The organism is Corallococcus sp. AB011P, from assembly GCF_003611605.1.
Lineage (GTDB): Bacteria > Myxococcota > Myxococcia > Myxococcales > Myxococcaceae > Corallococcus > Corallococcus coralloides.
The window spans coordinates 142,123-161,869 of sequence record NZ_RAVX01000016.1; the positions used below are offsets into that span (position 1 = coordinate 142,123).

Genomic DNA, 19,747 nt, shown 5'->3' on the forward strand with positions numbered 1-19,747 from the left:
CTGTTCTTTCAGCTGCGAGCCGCTCTTTCAGCGCGGGCGGACCCACGCCTTGGGCCAGTCGTCGAACTCGGTGACCTCCTGGTCGTCGACGAGCAGCGTGTACATGGACTCCTCGGGGAAGTCGCCGATGCGCAGGCGCAGTTCCTTGCCCTCCGCCTTGGTGCGCAGCGGGTGGAGCGGGTCCGACGTCTTCACCCACTCCAGCTTCTGCTTCATCAGTTGATCAGCCGTCATAGCTTTGCCTGTGGCTTGGCGTAGATGTTGTCCACGGCCTGGTTGGTACGCTGCGAGCTGTTGATGATCTTGTCGTACGCCTGCGCCTCGCTCAAGCCACTCTTCTTGGCCTCACCGACGAGCTGCTCGAACGAGGGGCCGTCCAGCCGGCCGTACTTGAAGAAGTCGCGCGCCTTGAGCATCGCGGATTCGAACGTGCCCATGAACTGGCGCGCGTCCACGCGGGCCTGATGGCGGATGGAGTGCGCGGCCTTCGCGCGGTCCTCCAGCGACGCGCCCTGCGCCGCCAGCTTCGCGTCGTTCGCGGGGATGCCGGCGACCTGCTGCTTGTACCAGGCGCGGATCTCGCTGTTGGTCGTGGGCTTCTTCGCGGCGCCCACGTCCGTGCCGTTCACCTTCGCCGCCCCTTCCGGGTTGCGCGGGCGCGTGCGCGACGGGCTGCCGGTGGACATGTCGGAAGGCGGCCGGTTGGCCGTCGGGGGCGCCGAGTTCGACCGGGTGGGCTTCGTCGGCGTCGAGGACGGCGACGTCGTCGTGTTGGGCTTCGAGTCCACGGAGTTGCCGCGACGCGGCTGCGGCGTCGACTGCGTGGAGCGCACGCTCGAGCTTCGGTTGAGCTTCATGGGGGAGGCTTTCGGGGTCAGGAAGGAAAACCGCTTTCCCTTTTATCGCACTTGCAGGTAGGCGAGTTGCGACCTCTGCCTACCTTTCGTGCGCTGGCCCGATGTCCCCTACCGGTGGGCGGGTACGGGAAAGGCGTCATCCCCTGGCAGCACCAGGGTGATTTCCAGCCGGGGCGCCACGGCCACGGCCAGCGTGCCTCCCAGGCGCTCCGCGAGCTGCTGGAGCATGGCCTGCGTCCGCGCCGTCAGGGCCGCGCCAGGGCAGGCCCGGACGCGCAGCAGCCACTGGGAGGCCTCCTGGGCCGGGCCCAGGTGGACGTCCACGGCGACAGCGCCAGCGGTGCCCCGTGCGAGCGTGCGGGCGAGCAGCTCCCACTCCGCTCGGGCGCCCCTCACCGGCACGGTCCGCTCCGCGGGCAGCGTCAGCATGGCGGCGGCGCGGCCTCGCGTGGGTGCGAAGGCGTGCGTCAGCACGGGGCGCAGGTCATCCAGGCCCGGCACGGGTGGTGACAGGCGCCGGTCGATGAGCTCCTTCTGATCCGCGGCGACCTTGGCGATCCGCTCCAGGTAGCGCTGCGCCTGCGGGCCCAGCGGTCCGCCGGTGCCCTTGAGCATCATGTCCACGTAGCCCTTGATGACCATCAGCGGCGTGCGCAGGTCGTGCGCCGCGCGCGAGCGCCGCTTGTCCTGCACCGCCACGGTCCGCTCCAGGCGCCGCTTTGCTTCCAGCAGCCGGGCATGCCGCGCGCCCTGGGCCACCTCGCGCGCGTGCGCCGCGAGCAGCGCCGGGGCGAACGCGCTGAAGCGCTTCACCACGCTCCGCTGCGACGTCGTCAGGGGGGTGGGCCAGATCTCCAAGACAGAGGACCGCTTCGTGGCATCCGCGCGACGGGCGGGGACATTGCCCACCTTCATCACGCACACGCGTCCTTCATAGAGGGCCGCGCCGGTCGCGCCGGTCAGCCGCAAGGACGCCTTGAGGAGAGCCTCCAGGCCCGCGCGCGTTCCTCCGCGCAGCGCCTGCTCGGCCACCGCCGTCAGCGTCGTTTCCATCCTGGCATCGAGGTCGTCCTCGATGCGCCGCCCCATCCAAGCCCCAGCCCGCACGCGCCAAGGAATGGCCATGCCCGTCAAGAGGCGCAATGGCTCCACCGGGGAGCACTTCCGTTCCGCACCAGGCAGCAATCCTTTACCCACCGTGATCGGCACTGGCGGACATTTTTACCGCCGTATGGGCAGCCCCCTCACGCCAAACCCTTGCTCTTGCTGGGAAAAGGTTTTGGCCAGCCGCTTGCTATCACCTGCCCACGTCAGGCTGGGCGGGAAGGGGCGGATGGGTACTCTCGATTACTACGCGACGATGGCTCGGATGGCGCCTGGGGCGCTCGCGAAGAGCGCGGTCCGCCGGGTCCAGAAGGTCGCACGGCAGGCGCTGTACCGCCGCCGGGAGCAGGTGGACGAAGCGCAGCTGCTGGAGTCGTTCGGCGCCACGCGCGCCGAGGAGCTGGTGACGCTCGCGCTGGATCACCGCACATCGCGGGCCTGGTGCGAACTGTCGCAGCGCGAGTCCGCTCGCGCCGCCATCCAGAAGCTTCCGGGCGCGAAGGCGCGCACGCTGGAGCGCGCCGCGAAGGCGCTCCGTCAGGAGTGGGACGTCTTCGGCACGCAGGTGGCCTTCGGTGAAGGCAAGCCGGTGGACTGGTCCCTGGAGCCGGTGAGCGGCCGGCACTATCCGGTGGATCCGGTGGAGCGCATGCCGCTGCACGTGACGGGCATGGATCCGAAGTACCCGTGGGTGATGGCCCGGCTGGACAGCGTGCTGGCCCTGGCCCAGGGCGCGTGGGTGGCGGACACGGAAGCGGAGCGCTCGCGCTTCGCCACGGCATTCGTCGCGCAGACGCTGGACTTCCTGCAGGCGAACCCCGTGGGCATGGGCGTCCATTGGACGTGCCCCATGGAGATTGCACTGCGCGCGGCGAATATCGCGCAGGCGCTGGCGATGTTCGCGGACGCGCCCCAGGTGCGCCGTCCGGAGTTCCTGGTGCCCGTGCTGGGCGCGCTCGCGGAGCACTGCGCTTGGGTGGAGGCCCACCTGGAGGACACCAGCGCGGTGCCCAACAACCACCTTGTCTCCAACTACGTGGGGCTCGCGGTGGTGGGGCTGCTCTTCCCGGAGCTGCCCGGCGCGCCCCGGCAGGTGGCGCTCGCGGCGAACGGCCTGCGCGCGCAGATGGAGGCGCAGGTCCACCCCGAGGGCACGTCCTTCGAGGGCTCCATTCCCTATCACCGCCTGTCGGTGGAGCTCTTCACCCTGGCCTACCTCATCGCTCGCGGCGCGGGCGTGTCTCTGGGCCCCGCGTATGAAGCGCGGCTGCGACTGATGTTCGTCGCGGCCCGCGCGTGGTCTTCGGAAGCCGGGCTGGCGCCGCAGATTGGCGACAACGACAGCGGCCGCGTGTTCCCGTTCCAGGATCGCGAGGACGGGGATCACAGCTACCTCGCGGGGCTGGGCGCGGCGCTCTTCAACGACGCGGGGCTGGGCGGCGGCGTGTTCCCGGACGAGGCGGCGTGGCTTGTGGGCGACGCGGGCCTGGTGCGTTTCAACGCGCTGCCCGTGGCTCCGGTGCCCGCGTCGGTAAGCTTTTCGGAAGGTGGCTTCCACATCTTGCGCGGCGAAGGGGTCGTGCTCACCGTCTCGGCCGGAAAACAGGGGCAGCGGGGCGTCGGAGGACACAGCCACAACGACAAGCTTTCCTTCGAGCTTCACCTCGCCGGCCGCCCTGTCATCGTCGATTCAGGCACGGGTTCGTACACGCGGGATCCGGCCCTGCGCAACGCGATGCGGAGCACCGCGGCGCACAACACGCTTCAGGTGGATGGGGCGGAGCAGGCCCCGTTGGATCCGGCGCGGCTGTTCGCGCTGCCGGAGGATGCCCGGGCTCGCGTCGTGGCCTTCCAGCCCGGCGCGAAGCATGACCGGTTGGTGGTGCGCCATGACGGCTACCGCCACCTGCCGGCCCCGGTAGGGATCGAGAGGACTTTCTTCCTCGACCGGCACGTGCGCGCGCTGGCCGTGGGGGACCGGCTCGTCGGAACGGGCCGTCATGAGGTGGTCGGACGTTTGCACCTGCCAGATGCGCAGGCGCGGTGGTGCCAGCCCGCGGCGGAAGTGGTGGCGCGGGCGGGGCGCGTGCAGGAGGGCCCGGAGGCCTTCGATGCACGGGCCCTGGAGATTGGACCGGCGGATGCACCCGCGGGTTGGGTGCTCTTCGGGCAGGGGTTGGAGACCCTGCTCGTGCCGTCTCGCTACTCGCCTGCGTATGGGCGCGTGGTGCCGGCGGTGTCGGTGGAGTTCCGGAGGCAGCTGACGCCTCCGGCATGGTTGGGGTGGGTGTTCGTCTTCAGGTGATTGGTGTGGGTCGGGACGTGTGAGCCGGCGAGGCAGCACGTCAACTGCTGGGAGTAACGACAATGCGCGTGATGGTTGGCAACCCGTTGCTGGGTCGGATTCAGAATCGGGAAGCGAAGGTGGGCGTGGTGGGTCTCGGGTACGTCGGTCTTCCGCTGGGCATGGCCTTCGCGGAAGCGGGCTTCCCGGTCACGGGGCTGGACGTCGACCAGCGCAAGATCGACAAGATCGCCAAGGGTGAGAGCTACATCAAGCACATCCCCAGCGCGCCGCTGGCGGAGCTCACCAACGCGGGCAAGCTCAAGGCGACCAACGACTTCGCGAAGTCGCGCGAGCTGGACTGCGTGGTCATCTGCGTGCCCACGCCGCTGACCGCGTCGCGTGAGCCGGACATGACCTTCATCATCCAGACGGGCGAGGCCCTGGCGCCGTACGTGCGCCCCGGCCAGCTCTTCATCCTGGAGTCCACCACCTACCCGGGCACGACCGAGGAAGTCCTCAAGCCGCTGCTGGAGAAGAACGGCCTCAAGGCGGGCGTGGACTTCTTCCTGGCCTTCAGCCCCGAGCGCGAGGACCCGGGCAACAAGGGCTTCAACACCAAGACGATTCCGAAGGTCGTGGGTGGCTACTCGCCCGCGTGCCTGGAGGTGGCGGTCGCCCTCTACGGCAGCGCGCTGAAGGAAGTGGTGCCTGTGTCGTCCACGCGCGTGGCGGAGCTGGCCAAGCTGCTGGAGAACATCTACCGCTGCGTGAACATCGCCATGGTCAACGAGATGAAGATGCTCTGCGACCGCATGAACGTGGACGTGTGGGAGGTCATCCAGGCCGCCAGCACCAAGCCCTTCGGCTTCCAGCCGTTCTACCCGGGCCCCGGTCTGGGCGGGCACTGCATCCCCATCGACCCGTTCTACCTGACGTGGAAGGCGCGCGAGTTCGAGTTCCACACCAAGTTCATCGAGCTGGCCGGTGAGGTGAACTGGCAGATGCCCTACTACGTGGTGCAGCGCACGATGGAGGCGCTCAACCAGAACAAGAAGGTCCTCAACGGCGCGAAGGTCCTCTGCATCGGCGCGGCGTACAAGAAGGACATCGACGACCACCGCGAGTCCCCGTCGCTGCGCGTGATGACGCTCCTCAAGGAGAAGGGCGCGGAGATCGCCTACCACGACCCGTTCGTGAAGGAGCTGCACAAGGGCCACGGCTTCAACATGGAGATGAAGTCCGTCCCGCTCGACCCGGAGACGCTCAGCCAGTACGACGCGGTGATGATCCTCACCGACCACTCGCACATCGACTACAACGAACTGGTCCAGCGCTCGAACATCGTCGTCGACACGCGCAACGCGACCAAGAGCGTCACCCAGGGCCGCGAGAAGATCGTCAAGGCGTAAGCCTGTAGCGAACAGGGCATGCGGGCAGGAGGGTCCTCGCTTCACGCCTGGCGCGTGAGGGGAGGGCCCTCGCCGCGTTTCTGGCTACAGTGCGTGGCCGTGCCTGGCTCCTCCCGCCCCCTGTTCCCGCTGTTCATGGCTGCGTCCCTGCTGATGGGCGCGGCGCCCGCTCCCGACCCTCGCGCGCCGTTGCTGGACGCGATGAGCGCGGAGCTTCAGCGCAACCAGCAGCAGCTCAAGGTGAACGGTCATGAAGCGCCGTACTTCCTGAGCTACGGCGTGAAGGACTACGAGTCGCGGTTGATCATCGCGCGCTACGGAGCGCTGTTCCAGGACGACGACTACCGCGAGCGCAAGCTGGGCGTGGACGTGCGCGTGGGCAGCTACGACTACGACAGCTCCGTGGCGGACTCGCTCGACTTCGGCTTCAGCACCAGCAAGGGCTCCAGCTTCACCGCTCGCAAGGACGGGCCGCAGGACGACTCACCGCTCGCGCTGCGCACGGCGCTGTGGCTCGTCACGGACGAGAAGTACAAGGCCGCCCTCTTCCAGTACCTGAAGAAGAAGGGCGAGGACGTCTACTCGGTGGAGGACCCCAAGCGCCCCGCGTCCTTCTCCAAGGAGACGCCGGCCACCTACGTGCAGCCGCCGGTGGCGTTCCCGTTTGATCGCCAGAAGTGGCGCAAGCTGGCGCGAGACGTGTCCGCGCGCTTCAACGCGCACCCGGAGTTGTTCGACTCGGAGGTGCGCATCACCGCGGACAAGATCACGCGGCTGTTCGTGTCCTCGGAAGGCACGCGCCTCATCACGGAGGAGACGCTCTACGCGTTGCACGTCTCCGCGGTGACGCGCGCGCCGGATGGACAGCTGCTCGACAACTCGCGCAGCTTCTACCTGCCCACGGAGGCGGGGCTGCCCGACGAGGCGCGCGTGCACGCGGCGGCTCGGAAGGTCATCGACGAGCTGCTCGCGCTGAGGCAGGCCCCGGCCATCACCCCGTACGCGGGCCCGGCCATCCTGGCGCCGGAGGCCGCGGGCGTGCTCTTCCACGAGACGCTGGGCCACCGTCTGGAGGCGGACCGGCAGGACGGCGACACCGACGGCAAGACGTTCAAGGGACAGGAGGGCAAGCAGATCCTCCCGGCCTTCCTGTCGCTGCGGGATGATCCGTCCCGGCGCGAGGTGAACGGCGAGCCGCTCAACGGCTACTACCTCTACGACGAAGAGGGCGTGAAGGGGCAGCCGGTGAGCCTGGTGGAGAAGGGCGTGCTCAAGGGCTACCTGATGAGCCGTCACCCGGTGGAGGGCTTCCCCAAGTCCAACGGCCACGGGCGCGGCCAGGGCACGCTCCAGCCGGTGGCGCGCATGGCGAACCTCATCGTGGACAGCACGAAGCAGGTGAGCGACGCGGAGCTGAAGAAGCTGCTCATCGCGGAGGCGAAGCGGCAGGGCAAGCCGTACGGGCTCATCATCCGCGACATCACCGGCGGCAACACCAACACGTCCAGCTACGGCTACCAGGCCTTCAAGGGCGTGCCGCGGATGGTGTACCGCGTGGACGTGAAGACCGGCGAGGAGACACTGGTGCGCGGGGTTGAAATCGTGGGCACGCCGCTGTCGTCCGTGAACCGCATCCTCGCCACGGGCCAGCGGTTGGGCGTGTTCAACGGCTTCTGCGGCGCGGAGAGCGGCAACGTGCCCGTGTCCACCGTGGCGCCCGCGGTGCTGCTCCAGGAGCTGGAGCTGCAGCGCACCATGGAGGGCAAGGACCGGCCGCCGCTGCTGCCCAGCCCGGCCGCCCCTCAGAAGGGGACGGCCGGACCGGAGGCGAAGAAGGACTAGCCGACCTTCTTCATCACCACGTAGCCGGCGGCGGGGATGTTCACCGGGGTGTTCCCGCCGTTCAGCGTGGCGCCGTAGTTGCCGAAGTTGCCGCCGCCGTACGCCGCGGCGTCGCTGTTCAGCACTTCCTTCCACTGGCCCGGGGGCAGCGGCAGCGAGTAGCCCTCCAGGTTCTTCTTGTTGAGGCTGCCCACCACGAGGAACTCCTCGTTGCCCGACTTGCGCGTGAAGGCCATCACGCTGTCGTCGTTGTGGGTATAGACGCGCTTCACCTCGGCCGCGGCGCTGAAGGCGTCGCTGCTGTTCCGCAGGCCGATGGAGTCCTTGTAGAAGTTGAAGGACTGCCGGCGGGTGACGTCCAGCATCGCGTCCCTGCGCTCGGAGGCGGGCAGGGCGGCCACTTCCGCGAACAGCTTCTTGTCGTCCACGGAGAAGGCCTTGTACGCGCTGTCCTTCGCGCGCGCGTCCGGGGACAGCTCGAAGAGGCGCTCGTAGGTGGCCTTGGTGGTGTCGTTGAACGTCACCTTGCCGAAGTCCACGCCCTTGCCCACGTCCTGCCAGCTCCAGTCGCTGTCCCAGGTGGACGGGTTGCCCCACTTGAAGGGGTTCTGGGCGCCGAACTCGTCACCCTGGAAGAACATGGGGATGCCGGGGCCGGCCATGCCGATGCCGGCGGCGAAGCGGGCGGCGCCGCGCGACCAGTTGTCCGGGAAGTCGGTGGGGTTGGCGCCCTCCGCGGTGTCCAGGGTGCGCTCCGCGTTCCCCACCTCGTCGTGGTTGGAGATGATGGACAGCGCGTGCTTCCAGCCGTCCAGGCCGCGCGGGTTCGTCATCAGGTTCACGAACGCGTCCACGTCCGTCTTCATCCCGCGCGAGGCGGCCTGGATCAGACCCGGCTTGCTGTTGTCGCGCACCAGCTTGTGCTGGAACTCCGTGTACCACTGGGCGTCGAAGCCGCCGCCCGTGCCGTCTGGCTTCGCCGGGCGCGAGATGTCCGGCTCGTAGTCGAACTGCTCCGCCACGGTCCACGCGTTGGGGTTGAGGAAGTGCACCTGGCGGTTGATCTCCCGGAGCATCTCCCAGCCGTCCTTGCCGCCCGTGCCCTTGATGGGCTCCGTGAAGTCGAAGCGCAGGCCGTCGAACTTCAGCTCGGCGATCTGCTGCACGGCGTGGTCCACGAAGAGCTGCTTCACCTGCGGCGTGTTGTACGCGGGCACGGCGCCCCACGGCGTGTCGCGCTGCTCGAACTGGCCGGGCTGCTTGGCCCAGTTGAAGTAGGGGTTGCTGGGGCCGCCCACGTTCCACAGGCCGTTGTGGTCGCCGAAGACGTGGTTGTAGACGACGTCCGACACCACGTTCAGGCCCTTGCCGTGGGCCGCGTCGATGAAGCGCTTGAGGGCCTCATCACCCTCCACCCACTGGCCGTTCTCGTCCTCGAAGCCGAAGGAGCTCTCCGTGGCCAGGCTGTTGACGCCCAGGTAGCCCCAGTTGCGCGGGCCCTCCACCTCGTTGGTGGGCAACAGCTCCAGCGTGGTGACGCCCAGCTCCTTGAAGTAATCCAGCTTCTTGATCAGGTCCTCCATGGTGGAGCGGTTGGCGTTGCCCGCCTCGCCCAGGAAGCTGCCCGCGTGGAGCTGGTACACCACCCACTTGGACGGATCCTTCTCACGCGGGACGTCGTCGTTCTTGAACTGGAACGTCGTGGGGTCGGTGAGGATGGAGCCGCGGAAGTCCACGCCGCTGCCCTTGGTGATGAGGTTGCTCCAGGGGTCGTTCTCCGTCGACGCCAGGCGCTCCGTGTCGGAGAGCTTGCCGTCGTTGTTCACGTCGTCGCGCAGGTGCAGCTTGCCCTGCGCGTCCTTGTCGAACACCTGGAACTCGTAGCGCAGGCCGACCAGCTTGTCCGGGTCGTTGACGAGCGCGGTCCAGGCGCCGGCCTGGTTGGTCATCTTGATGCGGCCGTCGTCGGAGACGTTGCGAGACCAGAAGTCGTTGAGCTTCCCGCCGTGCAGCTTGTCGATGAGGGTGTCGTCGAACTTGCCCAGGCGCTCCTGGAGCTGCTGCTTGTTGAGCGGGTTGCCGTCGCCGTCCTTGAGGACGAGGTACGCGCTGTCCGCGCCCTCCGCGCTGTCGATGTCGAAGCGCATCAGGCCGGTGGCGCCGGTGAAGTAGCGGTCCACCTCCTTGCCGCGCGTGGGGTCCAGGTAGAGCCGGTCCAGGCCGCGCTGCTCGCCCATCATCCGGCGCGCGTAGGGGTCCGGCCGGTCGCTGACAGCGCCCGTGGAGTCCACCACTTCGTAGACGTAGGCCTTGCCCTCCATCTGCGACCACGCGCCCTTGGCCTGCGTGGTCCAGTTGCCGCCCTCGTCGCGCGTCATGGGGATGCGCTGCTCGCGGCCCTGCTTGTCCGTCACCTTCACCTGCACGGCCCGCGCGTCCGGCGCCCAGAACTTGAAGTTCACGTCCTGGCCGGACTTCTGCGCGCCCATCGTGTGGTACGTCGTGGGCGAGTAGGACGCGGTGGGCTTGGAGAGGTCCAACTTGAGGTTGCCCTCGCCCATCACCGCCCACTGGTCCTTGCCGGACGGGCCGTCCACGCTGACGCCCCACTCCCAGTTGCGCGCCAGGCCGTCGTCCGCCACCTTCACCGTGGCCTCGTACTTGCCGTTGCCCAGCGACTTCATGGGGATGCCGCCAGAGGACCACTGCGCGTTGTAGCGGCCGTCCGCGTCCCAGCTGCCCTTGAGCTTCGGGTTGGTGAGCGCCGCGTGCGGGCCCGCGTCGTACGTGAAGGTGATGGTGCGGGGGGTGGGGTTCGCCACCGTCGCGCCGTTCTTCACCGCGGACGTGGGCGCGGCGCCCAACAGCGCGCTCGCGTTGGCGGAGCGGGCCAGGTTGCCGGTGCCAGCCACCGGGGCGCGAGCGCCGGACGCGGGCGTGGACTCGAAGCCAGACTGGTTGCGCTTCGCGGCGGCGGCCTTCGCGGCGGCGGCCTTCTGCCGCTCCGCCAGCGTGGCGGCATCCGTGGTGGTTCCCGTGGCGGGGGACGAGGTGCGGGTCGGGCGGTTGATTTTGGAATCAGTCACGGGGCAATCCTCCGGCGGCCCACGCATAGCGGGCTTGCTCAACTTGTCGGACTTGGGGCCTCCGGAGTTGTGTCCGGTGGCGTGGAAGTGGGCGAATGTGGGGTGGATGGCGCTTTGAGCTGCGGATTCCCAGGAATTCCGCGCCCTTCCGGGCGTGGAGGGGCCGGAGGTGGGGTCAGCCGGCCCCCCTTGAAGCCGCGCAGGTACACGTAGCGGCGGAAGTCTCGGAGGAAGGCGTCCACGGGCAGGCCGATGGCCTCCAGGAAGCCTCCGGTGAAGTCCTGGCCCCGGCGCATGGCGGCGAGCACGCCGCGGACGCGCTTTTCGCCGTAGCGCTCCATGAGGAAGGTGAAGGCGTGGTGGGCGGCGCCGTAGACGGTGGCGTTCTCGGTCTCGTAGAGCGACTCGGCGCGGGCGAGCGGATCCGCCTGGGGGTACTGGTGGAGGAAGCGGGCCAGGTCCTCCAGGCTGGGGACGCGGTAGCCCTGGCTGGCGGTGTAGGAGGCCATGCCTTCGCTGAACCACAGCGGGATGCCCTTCTTCGTCCAGTCCGACACGGTGGCGGACGCCTGCCACATGAGGCTGTGGGTGAGCTCATGCAGGAGCAGCTCGTCCACCTGCTTCTGGGTGGCGCCGGCGCGCGTCCAGGTGCGGGGGCTCTGGACCTCCACCTGCTCGTAGCGGGCCCAGGCTCGCAGGAAGTCGTAGCCGGAGCGGCGGGCGGCGCGCTCCAGGGCGGCGTGGTTCGGGTGGATGACCAGGGTGACGGGCTCCTGGAAGATGCCCCAGCGGGCCAGGTGGGGCCCGGCGTTCTCCACGGCGCGGCGGACCATGTCCGCGGACTGGGCGTCCTTCGCGGAGTGCTCGAAGAGGAACTCACCGCCGGGCAGCGCCAGCGTGGCGGCGGGGCTGGGGGCCTTCTGCACGGAGGCGCACGCGGAAAGGAGCAGCGTCACCGCGAGCAGGGCGGGCAGCTGGCTCCATCGTCCGGTACCGCCCACCCGCATCCAGCGTCCCTCTAGTTGGCCCCGAGCCAGCGGATCACCGCGCGGCCCACGTCCGCGACGGTGGAGAACGACGCTACCTCCGGGGCGGAGGGGCCGAAGTAGAGCATGGGCACGGCGTGCACGGTGTGTCCTCGAACCGACAGGTCCTCCACGTTGCCGTGGTCACTGCACACCAACACGCGCGCGTCGTCCGGCCGGGTGGCCGCCACGGCGCGCAGGAAGGCGTCGAAGGTGTCGAGCGCCAGGCGGGCGGCCGTGAAGTCCTGGGCGTGGCCGGCCTCGTCGGCGAGGTAGTGCTCGAAGAAGGTGAAGTCCGCCTGTCCCGCGATGCGCCAGAAGAGGGCCGCGGCCTCGCCGGGCGTGCGGTGGGGCACGTCCAGTCCGTGCGCGCGCGCGGCGGCGCCGGTGATGTCGTGGGTGAGGCCGTCTCCGGCCCGCGCGTCGTCCAGCGTGCGCAGCGCTTCGCCTCCCGCGGCGAAGGCGAGCTTCGCGGCGGAGGGGCGCACCTTGCGCGCGGCGCGCTCCGGCAGGGTGAACTCCGGCGGGGACGTGGACGGACGCCGGGGGACGCCGAGCGCGTCCAGATACGGCGCGGGATACGCGTTGGCGAAGGTGGCGGTGCGGCCCGCGGCCTTGAGGCGCCGCACGATGGAGCGTTCCGCGAGCAAATCCCTCAGGGCGGTGTTGGGGTAGCCCAGCACGTGGCCGCCCACGAGGACGGGGGCGGGGTCCCCGGTGAGGATGGCCGTCTGGTTGGAGGCGGACTGGGGCCGGCCGGGCACGCCGAAGGTGGGGTCCACCGGGAGGCCCATGCCGCCATGGGGCAGGACGGGGACTGGGGCGTCCTGGAACCAGGCCAGGAGGTGGTCGCGGTCCGCGAGCGGGTTCACGGCCGGGTCCTTCCGTCCGATGCCCACCCCGTCGATGAACAGGACCGCGACGCGCACGGCCTGGGACTGTATCCTCGAATCCGACACGCATGGCCATCCACGGCGACCTCTTCAGCTACCCGCTCCCCGAGTTCCTTCAATGGCTGGACAGCTCCCGCAAGACGGGGACGCTCCAGCTGTCGTGGGAGGCAGGCGAGCGCAAGTTGTTCCTCTTGTCCGGCCAGGTGGGCGCCACCGCGAGCGAAGGCCTGCGCGGCCGGGTGGCCCGCCTGCTGTCGCTGCCGAAGCTGGCGGCGGGCACGCGCGTGCTGGCGGCGTTCGACGAACTGGCGCGCACGCCGGACGTGGACGCGGCCTTCGACGCGCACGGTGTCCAGGCAAGGTGGGTGCGCGACCTGGGCCGCGAGGAGCTGTTCGCGGCGATGACGGACCTGACCATCGCGGGGCAGGGCACCTTCCATTGGACGGAGGACGCGGACCGCACCGGTGAGGACTGGGTGCCGTCCGACATGAGCATCCGCGAGCTGCTCTTCGAGTCCCTGCGCTGGGTGGACGAGCAGGGGGACGTGGACAAGGCGCTGCCCATCGACGCGCTGAGCGTGAAGGCGCTGTCGCCGCCCAGCCCCAGCCAGCCGCTGATGCACCGGATCATCCTGGCGCTGACGACGACGCCGCAGAACCTGGGGCGGCTGCGGCTGTCCATGGGCGTGTCGCGCTCGTCGGTGACGCGCCGGGTGCACGAACTCTTGCGCGCGAAGCTGGTGGAGGTGGACGGCGCGCCGCAGGTGGAAGCGGATCCGGTGGCGGAGATGCTGGAGAAGGGCGCGGTGCTGATGCGCGAGGGCCAGTACGACGCGGCCGGCATCGTCTGCGCGTCCCTGCTGGCCAGCGACCCCGCGGACCGGCGCGTGCGCGAGTTCGCGCGCCTGGTGCAGCGCGAGCACGTGGCCGCGCTCTACGCGGACCTGCCGCCGCTGGTGGTGCCGCAGCTCATCCAGGCCCCCCAGGCGATGGTGATGCTCAAGCCGGAGGAGCGGCAGATCGCCGGGCTCGTCAGCGGGACGTGGGACGTGTCCACGCTGGTGCTGGCCAGCCCCGCGCGAGAGCTGGAGACGCTCAAGACGCTGGCGAAGCTGCACCGCATGGGGCTGTTGCAGCTCACGCTCCCGCGCTGAACGGAAGCGCCGTGGGCACCGGGCTCGAGCCGGGCCCACGCGCGCATCACCCGGCGGTCGGAAGCCCCACGGCGTTGAGTCGCACGAAGACCTGCATGAGGACGTAGAGCGCGAACGCCGCGTCGTCCACGCGCAGCTGCGGCAGCGTGGACAGGCCCTGCAGGCGCAGCAGGTCCGAACCGTCCACGTGCAGCAGGAAGGCCTGCTGGGCCAGGGAGCCTTCACCCGCGAACGCCATGGCGCGGCGGACGGCGTCGGTGCAGGCGGTGACGCAGGTGGTGTAGTCCCCGGCGGTGAAGGCGGCCTCCGCGGCCCGGGCGTGGTCGAAGAGGTCCCCCGGCGCCAGCGCGCTGGTGGGCCCCAGGAGCTTGCTGCCCGTGGACGGCGCCACGGCCATGGCGGGCACGGCGGCGGGCTCCACGCGCGGCGGAGCGGGCGTCGTCAGCGTGCGGGGCACGGGCGTGGCGGCGATGGTGGCGGCGGTAGGGCTGGCAGGGGCGGGCGGCGTCCCGGCCGGGGGCTGGCGGTGGTGCAGGTGCTGCGAGAGCTGCGCCTCCAGGCCCGCGGGGGCCGTGCCGGGCGGGGCGGGGCGGGGCGGCGGGACGATGCGCTTGGCGCGCAGGTCCTTGATGACCAGCCGGGTGATGGTCTTGAGCGCGTCCATCACGCCGCGGCCGTTGGCGGCGGCCGTCTCGAAGTCGGGGACGCCGCGCGGGTTGAGCTCCCGGCGCAGATCCTCCACGGAGAGGATGTTGTCCAGGTCCCGCTTGTTCCACTGCATCACCAGTGGGAAGCGGTCCAGGCGGATGCCGTTCTCCAGGAGGTTCTCCTCCAGGTTGGCCAGCGACTCGCGGTTGGCGTCCATGGCCTCCGCCTGCGAGTCCGCCACGAACACGACGCCGTCCGCGCCCTGGAGCACCAGCTTGCGGGTGGCGTTGTAGAAGACCTGCCCGGGCACGGTGTAGAGGGCCAGGCGCACGGAGCAGTCGCCCACGCGCTCCACCTTCACCGGCAGGAAGTCGAAGAACAGCGTCCGGTCGCCTTCGGTGGCGATGGACATCATCTCGCCGCGGTGGGCCGGGCGAACGGTCTCGTAGACCTTTCGCAGGGTCGTCGTCTTCCCAGACAGGCCGGGGCCGTAGAAGACGATCTTCGCGGCCACTTCGCGGGCCATCAGGTTCACGCTGCTCACGGTGTCAGCTTACCTAGAACGACTCGGCGCCCGGCGCCAGTTGCCGGGCGAACATTCGCGGGCGTCCCGGCCCGGTGCTCGGCCGCGAGCAGGGCGAAGAGGGCCGCTTCCTTCGCCTCTTCGGGGAAGCCCAGCACGTCCAGCCGCTCCAGCGGCACCGGGGCCAGACGCGCCCGCAGGTCCGCCATCAGCACCGGATTCCGCGTCCCGCCGCCGGAGGCATACACCGCCTCCAGCCGGGGAAAGCGAGGCCGCACCCAGGTGTCGAAGGCGCGCGCGGTGGCCTCCACGGTGAAGGCCCGCGCGGTGGCCATCAAGTCGTGGGGCTGCTCCGGGGCCGCCGCCCAGAGCCGGTCCACCAGCGGTTCTCCGAAGCCCTCGCGGCCAGCGCTGCGTGGTGGCGGCCGCGCGAGGAACGGATGCGCGAGCAGCTCCTCCATGAGCGCGGGGATCACCTGGCCCTGGGAGGACAGGCTCCCGTCCCGGTCGCACGCGAGCCGGCCCTTCGTCACCCGGCGCGCCAGTCCGTCCAGCACCATGTTCGCGGGCCCGGTGTCGAACGCGAGCGTGTCGTCCACGTGCTCGCCCACGACGCTGATGTTGGCGATGCCGCCCAGGTTGAGGAACGCGCGCGTGACGTCCGGCCGTTCGCGGTTCCGGAAGACGGCCCAGTCCAGGTAGGGCACGAGCGGCGCGCCCTGGCCGCCCACCGCCATGTCGCGGGTGCGGAAGTCGCTGACGACGGGCAGGCCGGTGCGCTCGGCGATGACGGCCGCTTCGCCAATCTGGAGCGTGGAGGCGATGGCGGACAGGTCCGAAGGCAGGTGGGCCATGGTCTGGCCGTGCGAGCCGATGACGTGGATGTCCTCGCGCTTCACGCCCGCGCGCGCGATGACGGCCAGCACGGCTTCGGCGAAGCGCTCCCCCAGCTCGAAGTTGAGGGCGCAGAGGCTCCGGGCGTCCTGCGGACCCAGCACCCGCGCGACCAGGTCCGGCGTGAAGGGATGGGAGACATGCGCGAGCAGCTGGAGCTTCACGTCCGCGCCGGTGCCGTCCACCCGGCACAGCGCCGCGTCCGCCGCGTCCACGCTGGTGCCGGACAGCACGCCCACGCACAGCCGGGGCGGCAGGGAGGGGGAGGGGGGCGTGGCGGGGCGCATGCCCCAAGTCTAAAGGCCAGCTCCCACGGCCGCCGGACCCCGGCCCTGAGGGCACCTCGTGTGTCTGGGAATGACGCCTTCCGTGTCGGATTCCGGAGGAAGTTCGCTCAGCGCGAAGGGCGCCGACGTGGCCGCGGGCCTGGAGCCGCTCGGGCTGCCGCCGGACGTTCGAGCCCTCGCAGGCCCGCGTCCTTCAACTGGCGCCGCGCCTGGGCCGCCGGAAGCCCCGTGAAGTGCATGGCCAGCGCCAGCTTCACGTGGTCCCCCGCGGCCTGGAGCAGCGCCGCCGCCCGCGCGGGGGGCAGGTCCGTCAGCTCCGCGACCATGCGCACCGCGCGGGCTCGCAGCTTCGTGTTCGTGGGGCGCACGTCCACCATGTGCCCCCGGTACACGTGGCCCAGCGACACGAAGGCCGCGGTGGTGATGGCGTTGAGCACGAGCTTCGTCGCCGTGCCCGCCTTCAGCCGCGTGGAGCCCGCCACCACCTCCGGCCCCGTGCGCGCCAGCACCACCGTGTCCGCGCGCATGGCCGGCCCGGGCGGGTTGCAGCACACCAGCACCGTGCTCGCCCCACGCTCGCGGGCCTCGTCCAGCGCGCCCCGGACATAGGGCGTGGAGGCTGACGCGGAGATGCCGCACACCACGTCCCGTGCCCGCGCCCGGAATGCCCGCACCGCCCGGGCCCCCGCGGCGACGTCGTCCTCGGCGCCCTCCACGGCACGCGTCAGGGCCCGCCGGCCGCCAGCCATGGCCGCCTGGACCCGCGTTGCCGGGACACCGAAGGTGGGGGGACATTCGCTCGCGTCGAGCACGCCGAGCCGACCGCTGGTTCCCGCGCCCACGTAGAGCAGCCGGCCGCCAGCGCGAAACGCTTCCGCCACGGCCCGGGCCGCCGCCGCGATGGACGGCAACGCCTCACGGACCGCGCGAAGCGCGATCAGGTCTTCTTGATGCAACCGTCGGACGACCGCCTCGACAGGGAGGAGGTCCAGGTCATCCGCACGGGGATGGAGCCGTTCGGTGGGCGGAAGCGCGGACTTTCGAGCGCGCGTCATGCCCACCGGAAGGCTCCCGGACTTCAGGCGGCCTTGGTCACCTTGCCCGCCTTGATGCAGCGGGTGCAGGCCAGGACGCGCTCGATGCTGCCGCTCACGTTCGCGCGCACCTTCTGCAGGTTCGGCAGGGTCCGCTTCTTGGTCTTGTTGTTCGCGTGGCTGACGTTGTTACCCACCAGCGGACGCTTCCCACAGAGGTCGCACTTCCACGCCATGACTGCTAACTCCTTGAAAACTGGGGCGTTCGACAGCAGCCCATAAAAGAGCGGCGGACCCTACCAGAAACAGGCCGGAAATCCAGCCGGATCCGACCCGGGTCCTATCCCTTGAGCGGATCCTTCTTCTTCAACATGTCCTGCACCAGCTTCGCGGCCCGCATGCCCGCGAGCAGCTCGCCCTCCAGGCCCAGGCCGGGCAGCACCTCGCGGCCCGCCAGGATCACGTTCTTCGCGGGCGTGCGCTGCTTCAACCCCGTGACGCCCAGGAAGGCTTCCGTTTCGAAGCTGTAGAGCGGGTGGGGCATGAGCCGGCTGCCGCGCACTCCCCCGGCGTCCAGGTAGGGAACCGATCGCAGCGCGCGGTGCTGCTTCGTGAAGGGCATCAGCCGCTCCAGGTGCTCGTCGATGCGCTTCGCCAGCGCCTGGAGGTGCTCCTCGCCCTCTTCGCGCGCGGAGGCCGGGACGAAGGCGCCCGCGCACAGCACACGCACGCCCTCCACGTCCTTGTGCCCGGAGGTCGCGGCCGTGCGCGCCGGGTGCTGCTGCACGAGCAGCGGGCCCAGCTCCGCGTCCTGCGTGTCCACGAGCACCAGCTCGCCCATGCCTCGTGGGAGCGCCGCCTCCGGCACCACCCAGTTCACGCTGAAGAGCAGCGACTTGATGTTGGACTGATCCAGGTGCTCCAGCAGGCCGCGGTGGTGCTTCTTGTCCGTCACCAGCCGGCGCAGCGCCCCGGAGTCCGTGGCCGTCACCAGGCACGACGCGCGGTAGAGCGTGTCCGAGCGCACCAGCTTCACGCCGGAGAACTTGCTGCCGTCGAACGCGAGCTCCTCGACGATGAAGCCCGCCGGGTTGTCGCGGCCCAGCACGTCGCCGCCCAGCTCCGTCAGCCGCCGGGTGAGCACGTCGCGCAGTGCGTCCATTCCGCCGGGGTAGGTGGACGGCGCGGTGAGCACCTGGGACAGGGCCCGCGTTTGCGCCAGGGGCGCGCCAGGCTTCTCCAGGTGGACGAGGAAGGGCAGCAGGCCGCGCACCAGCGACAGCGCCGGATCCTCGCCCGCGAGCCGGGGCGTGGCGTCCAGGGCCGGGTGCTCCTTGATCTGCCCCTTGAGCTTCCAGCCCTCGAAGAAGCCGTCGGGCGGCAGCTGGGGCCCGGCCTTGAAGAAGGCGTCGGTGGCCTCGTGCTGCGCGGCGCTGCCCGCGAGCGCGCCCTGGATGCCCTCGCCGGCCTCGCCGAACTCGCGCGTCAGCTCCGCGCGGCGGCGGGCGGCGTCCCCGACCAGGTCCACCCGGTTCCGGGGCAGCACCAGCTGGAGCTCCGGCGCGTGGGGGCGCAGCGCGCGGCCGATGGCGGTGGACAGGCCCAGCTCGTTGAGGGCCTCGTCCACGGCGGGCATCGCCTTGAGGGGCGGCGCGACGAAGGGGGCGTAGGGCAGCACGAAGCCGTCGTGCTCGTAGCCGGGCCCCATGCCGTCGTGCTCCACCAGCAACACGCGGTGGTTGCGCTTCGCCAGGAGCGCGGCGGCGAGCGCGCCTCCGACCTGGCTGCCCAGCACGATGACGTCGTAGACGTGCCGGGACGGGCCCGAGGGGAGCTTGAGTTTGGCGGACGTCGACATGGCCGCCGAACACTACACAACGTCACCGCGTCTGGCGCCCTTTTGGCGCCCGGCTCTCCAGGGAGGCCGCGCCCGGGGTGGGGCGTATGTGCCCCCTCAGGCCCTGGACACGAAGAGGCGCGCGAGCAGCTCCGGGGGCAGCGTGTCGAAGTCCGGGGCGGTGTAGTGGGCCCCCGCGTTCTTCAGCGCCTCCGCGGTCGTGGTGGTGGTGATGCCCACGGTGACCATGCCGGCGGCGCGCGCGGACAGCACGCCGTTGATGGCGTCCTCGAACGCGAGGCACGACTCGGGGGGCACCTGGAGGGCCTTCGCCGCCGCGAGGAAGATGTCTGGCGCGGGCTTGCCGCGCTCCACCTGTTCAGCGCCGACGACACAGGCGAAGAGCGGACGCACGGAGAGCCCGTCCAGCACCAGCTCGCGGTTGCCGTGCGGCGCGGCGGTGGCCACGGCCAGGAGCAACCGCGCGTCACGCAGGCGGTGGAGGAAGCCCTCCGCGCCCCGGTGCAGCGCCAGGTACGGCCGGTAGATGGCGCGGTAGTGGGACTCCTTCTCCTCGGCGAGCGCGTCCAGCTCCGCGACGGAGAGGGTGCGGCCCAGCAGCTGCGGGAGGATCTCCTCGTTCTTCTTTCCCGCGAACTCGTTCTGGAAGCGTTCCGCGGTCAGGCCATCCAGACCGAGTTTCCGGGCGAGCGTCACCCAGGCGCGGTTGTGGAAGTCCATGTTGTCGACGAGCGTGCCATCCATGTCGAAGACGGCGGCGAGCAGGGGGGCGGCTGCGGAAGTCATGTTCTCCCCAATACCGATTTCCGACGCCATGTCACCCCTGAATCTCCCATGCGAGCCCCT

The 19,747-nt window shown here is 70.3% G+C and carries 16 protein-coding genes; 4 read left to right on the plus strand and 12 right to left on the minus strand.

Going from position 1 to position 19,747, the window contains the following annotated elements:
* Positions 1 to 27: 27 nt before the first annotated feature.
* The 3 genes from D7X30_RS30535 to D7X30_RS30550 all read right to left on the minus strand — a co-directional run bounded on the left by D7X30_RS30535 (position 28) and on the right by D7X30_RS30550 (position 1,910).
* On the minus strand, positions 28 to 216 hold the full coding sequence (locus D7X30_RS30535; protein WP_199724589.1) for a hypothetical protein: 189 nt from the start codon (positions 214 to 216) through the stop codon (positions 28 to 30).
* A 14-nt stretch (positions 217 to 230) separates the two neighbouring features.
* Entirely contained in the window at positions 231 to 857 is a 627-nt protein-coding gene (locus D7X30_RS30540) for a hypothetical protein (RefSeq protein WP_147443363.1), read from the minus strand.
* A 108-nt stretch (positions 858 to 965) separates the two neighbouring features.
* Positions 966 to 1,910 (minus strand): histidine kinase dimerization/phospho-acceptor domain-containing protein, encoded by a 945-nt coding sequence (locus D7X30_RS30550; protein ID WP_233591879.1) that lies wholly within the window; start codon positions 1,908 to 1,910, stop codon positions 966 to 968.
* 280 nt (positions 1,911 to 2,190) lie between these two features.
* Here D7X30_RS30550 and D7X30_RS30555 point away from each other — a divergent pair, with 280 nt between their 5' ends.
* From D7X30_RS30555 to D7X30_RS30565, 3 genes are all read left to right on the plus strand, one after another.
* Complete coding sequence (locus D7X30_RS30555) at positions 2,191 to 4,266, plus strand: alginate lyase family protein (protein ID WP_199724590.1); 2,076 nt, start codon at positions 2,191 to 2,193, stop codon at positions 4,264 to 4,266.
* Positions 4,267 to 4,337: 71 nt separating this feature from the next.
* Positions 4,338 to 5,657, plus strand: a complete 1,320-nt coding sequence (locus D7X30_RS30560; RefSeq protein ID WP_120566557.1) for a nucleotide sugar dehydrogenase — start codon at positions 4,338 to 4,340, stop codon at positions 5,655 to 5,657.
* Positions 5,658 to 5,792: 135 nt separating this feature from the next.
* Positions 5,793 to 7,499, plus strand: a complete 1,707-nt coding sequence (locus D7X30_RS30565; protein ID WP_233591885.1) for a TldD/PmbA family protein — start codon at positions 5,793 to 5,795, stop codon at positions 7,497 to 7,499.
* Here the strand turns inward: D7X30_RS30565 and D7X30_RS30570 are convergent.
* From D7X30_RS30570 to D7X30_RS30580, 3 genes are read right to left on the minus strand one after another with little or no spacing between them, the layout of a single operon-like run.
* Positions 7,496 to 10,585, minus strand: coding sequence for an alpha-amylase family glycosyl hydrolase (locus D7X30_RS30570; RefSeq protein WP_120566502.1), 3,090 nt, complete (start codon positions 10,583 to 10,585; stop codon positions 7,496 to 7,498). The two genes, D7X30_RS30565 and D7X30_RS30570, sit on opposite strands and share 4 nt — an antisense overlap.
* 38 nt (positions 10,586 to 10,623) lie before the next feature.
* The gene (locus D7X30_RS30575; RefSeq protein WP_120566503.1) at positions 10,624 to 11,592 is read right to left on the minus strand and encodes a hypothetical protein; all 969 of its coding nucleotides are present in this window, start codon (positions 11,590 to 11,592) and stop codon (positions 10,624 to 10,626) included.
* Positions 11,593 to 11,603: 11 nt separating this feature from the next.
* On the minus strand, positions 11,604 to 12,539 hold the full coding sequence (locus tag D7X30_RS30580; RefSeq protein WP_120566504.1) for a metalloenzyme: 936 nt from the start codon (positions 12,537 to 12,539) through the stop codon (positions 11,604 to 11,606).
* Positions 12,540 to 12,571: 32 nt separating this feature from the next.
* Between D7X30_RS30580 and D7X30_RS30585 the strand changes: the two genes are divergently transcribed.
* Positions 12,572 to 13,657, plus strand: coding sequence for a DUF4388 domain-containing protein (locus tag D7X30_RS30585; protein ID WP_120566505.1), 1,086 nt, complete (start codon positions 12,572 to 12,574; stop codon positions 13,655 to 13,657).
* A 46-nt stretch (positions 13,658 to 13,703) separates the two neighbouring features.
* Here the strand turns inward: D7X30_RS30585 and D7X30_RS30590 are convergent, their stop codons facing one another.
* The 6 genes from D7X30_RS30590 to D7X30_RS30615 all read right to left on the minus strand — a co-directional run bounded on the left by D7X30_RS30590 (position 13,704) and on the right by D7X30_RS30615 (position 19,687).
* Positions 13,704 to 14,849, minus strand: a complete 1,146-nt coding sequence (locus D7X30_RS30590) for an ATP/GTP-binding protein (protein ID WP_120566506.1) — start codon at positions 14,847 to 14,849, stop codon at positions 13,704 to 13,706.
* A complete protein-coding gene (locus D7X30_RS30595; protein WP_120566507.1) occupies positions 14,846 to 16,009 on the minus strand; it encodes an anhydro-N-acetylmuramic acid kinase in 1,164 nt (387 codons plus the stop codon). The genes D7X30_RS30590 and D7X30_RS30595 overlap by 4 nt, the downstream gene beginning before the upstream one ends.
* Before the next feature lie 107 nt (positions 16,010 to 16,116).
* Positions 16,117 to 17,064, minus strand: a complete 948-nt coding sequence (gene murQ, locus D7X30_RS30600) for an N-acetylmuramic acid 6-phosphate etherase (RefSeq protein WP_120566508.1) — start codon at positions 17,062 to 17,064, stop codon at positions 16,117 to 16,119.
* Positions 17,065 to 17,087: 23 nt separating this feature from the next.
* Positions 17,088 to 17,279: a 50S ribosomal protein L28 gene (rpmB, locus tag D7X30_RS30605; protein ID WP_014398134.1), complete on the minus strand. Its 192-nt coding sequence runs from the start codon at positions 17,277 to 17,279 to the stop codon at positions 17,088 to 17,090.
* Positions 17,280 to 17,383: 104 nt separating this feature from the next.
* Positions 17,384 to 18,901: an NAD(P)-binding protein gene (locus tag D7X30_RS30610; protein WP_120566509.1), complete on the minus strand. Its 1,518-nt coding sequence runs from the start codon at positions 18,899 to 18,901 to the stop codon at positions 17,384 to 17,386.
* 96 nt (positions 18,902 to 18,997) lie between these two features.
* Positions 18,998 to 19,687, minus strand: a complete 690-nt coding sequence (locus tag D7X30_RS30615; RefSeq protein ID WP_120566558.1) for an HAD family phosphatase — start codon at positions 19,685 to 19,687, stop codon at positions 18,998 to 19,000.
* Positions 19,688 to 19,747 lie beyond the last annotated feature (60 nt).

What these genes read in the sequence shown, in the direction of transcription:
- rpmB (WP_014398134.1), bottom strand. Translation starts at nt 17,279, where the DNA reads ATGGCGTGGAAGTGCGACCTCTGTGGGAAGCGTCCGCTGGTGGGTAAC.
- D7X30_RS30550 (WP_233591879.1), bottom strand. Translation starts at nt 1,910, where the DNA reads ATGGAAACGACGCTGACGGCGGTGGCCGAGCAGGCGCTGCGCGGAGGA.
- D7X30_RS30535 (WP_199724589.1), bottom strand. Translation starts at nt 216, where the DNA reads ATGAAGCAGAAGCTGGAGTGGGTGAAGACGTCGGACCCGCTCCACCCG.
- D7X30_RS30610 (WP_120566509.1), bottom strand. Translation starts at nt 18,901, where the DNA reads ATGTCGACGTCCGCCAAACTCAAGCTCCCCTCGGGCCCGTCCCGGCAC.
- D7X30_RS30565 (WP_233591885.1), top strand. Translation starts at nt 5,793, where the DNA reads ATGGCTGCGTCCCTGCTGATGGGCGCGGCGCCCGCTCCCGACCCTCGC.
- D7X30_RS30595 (WP_120566507.1), bottom strand. Translation starts at nt 16,009, where the DNA reads ATGCGCCCCGCCACGCCCCCCTCCCCCTCCCTGCCGCCCCGGCTGTGC.
- D7X30_RS30615 (WP_120566558.1), bottom strand. Translation starts at nt 19,687, where the DNA reads ATGACTTCCGCAGCCGCCCCCCTGCTCGCCGCCGTCTTCGACATGGAT.
- D7X30_RS30575 (WP_120566503.1), bottom strand. Translation starts at nt 11,592, where the DNA reads ATGCGGGTGGGCGGTACCGGACGATGGAGCCAGCTGCCCGCCCTGCTC.
- murQ (WP_120566508.1), bottom strand. Translation starts at nt 17,064, where the DNA reads ATGACGCGCGCTCGAAAGTCCGCGCTTCCGCCCACCGAACGGCTCCAT.
- D7X30_RS30585 (WP_120566505.1), top strand. Translation starts at nt 12,572, where the DNA reads ATGGCCATCCACGGCGACCTCTTCAGCTACCCGCTCCCCGAGTTCCTT.
- D7X30_RS30540 (WP_147443363.1), bottom strand. Translation starts at nt 857, where the DNA reads ATGAAGCTCAACCGAAGCTCGAGCGTGCGCTCCACGCAGTCGACGCCG.
- D7X30_RS30555 (WP_199724590.1), top strand. Translation starts at nt 2,191, where the DNA reads ATGGGTACTCTCGATTACTACGCGACGATGGCTCGGATGGCGCCTGGG.
- D7X30_RS30560 (WP_120566557.1), top strand. Translation starts at nt 4,338, where the DNA reads ATGGTTGGCAACCCGTTGCTGGGTCGGATTCAGAATCGGGAAGCGAAG.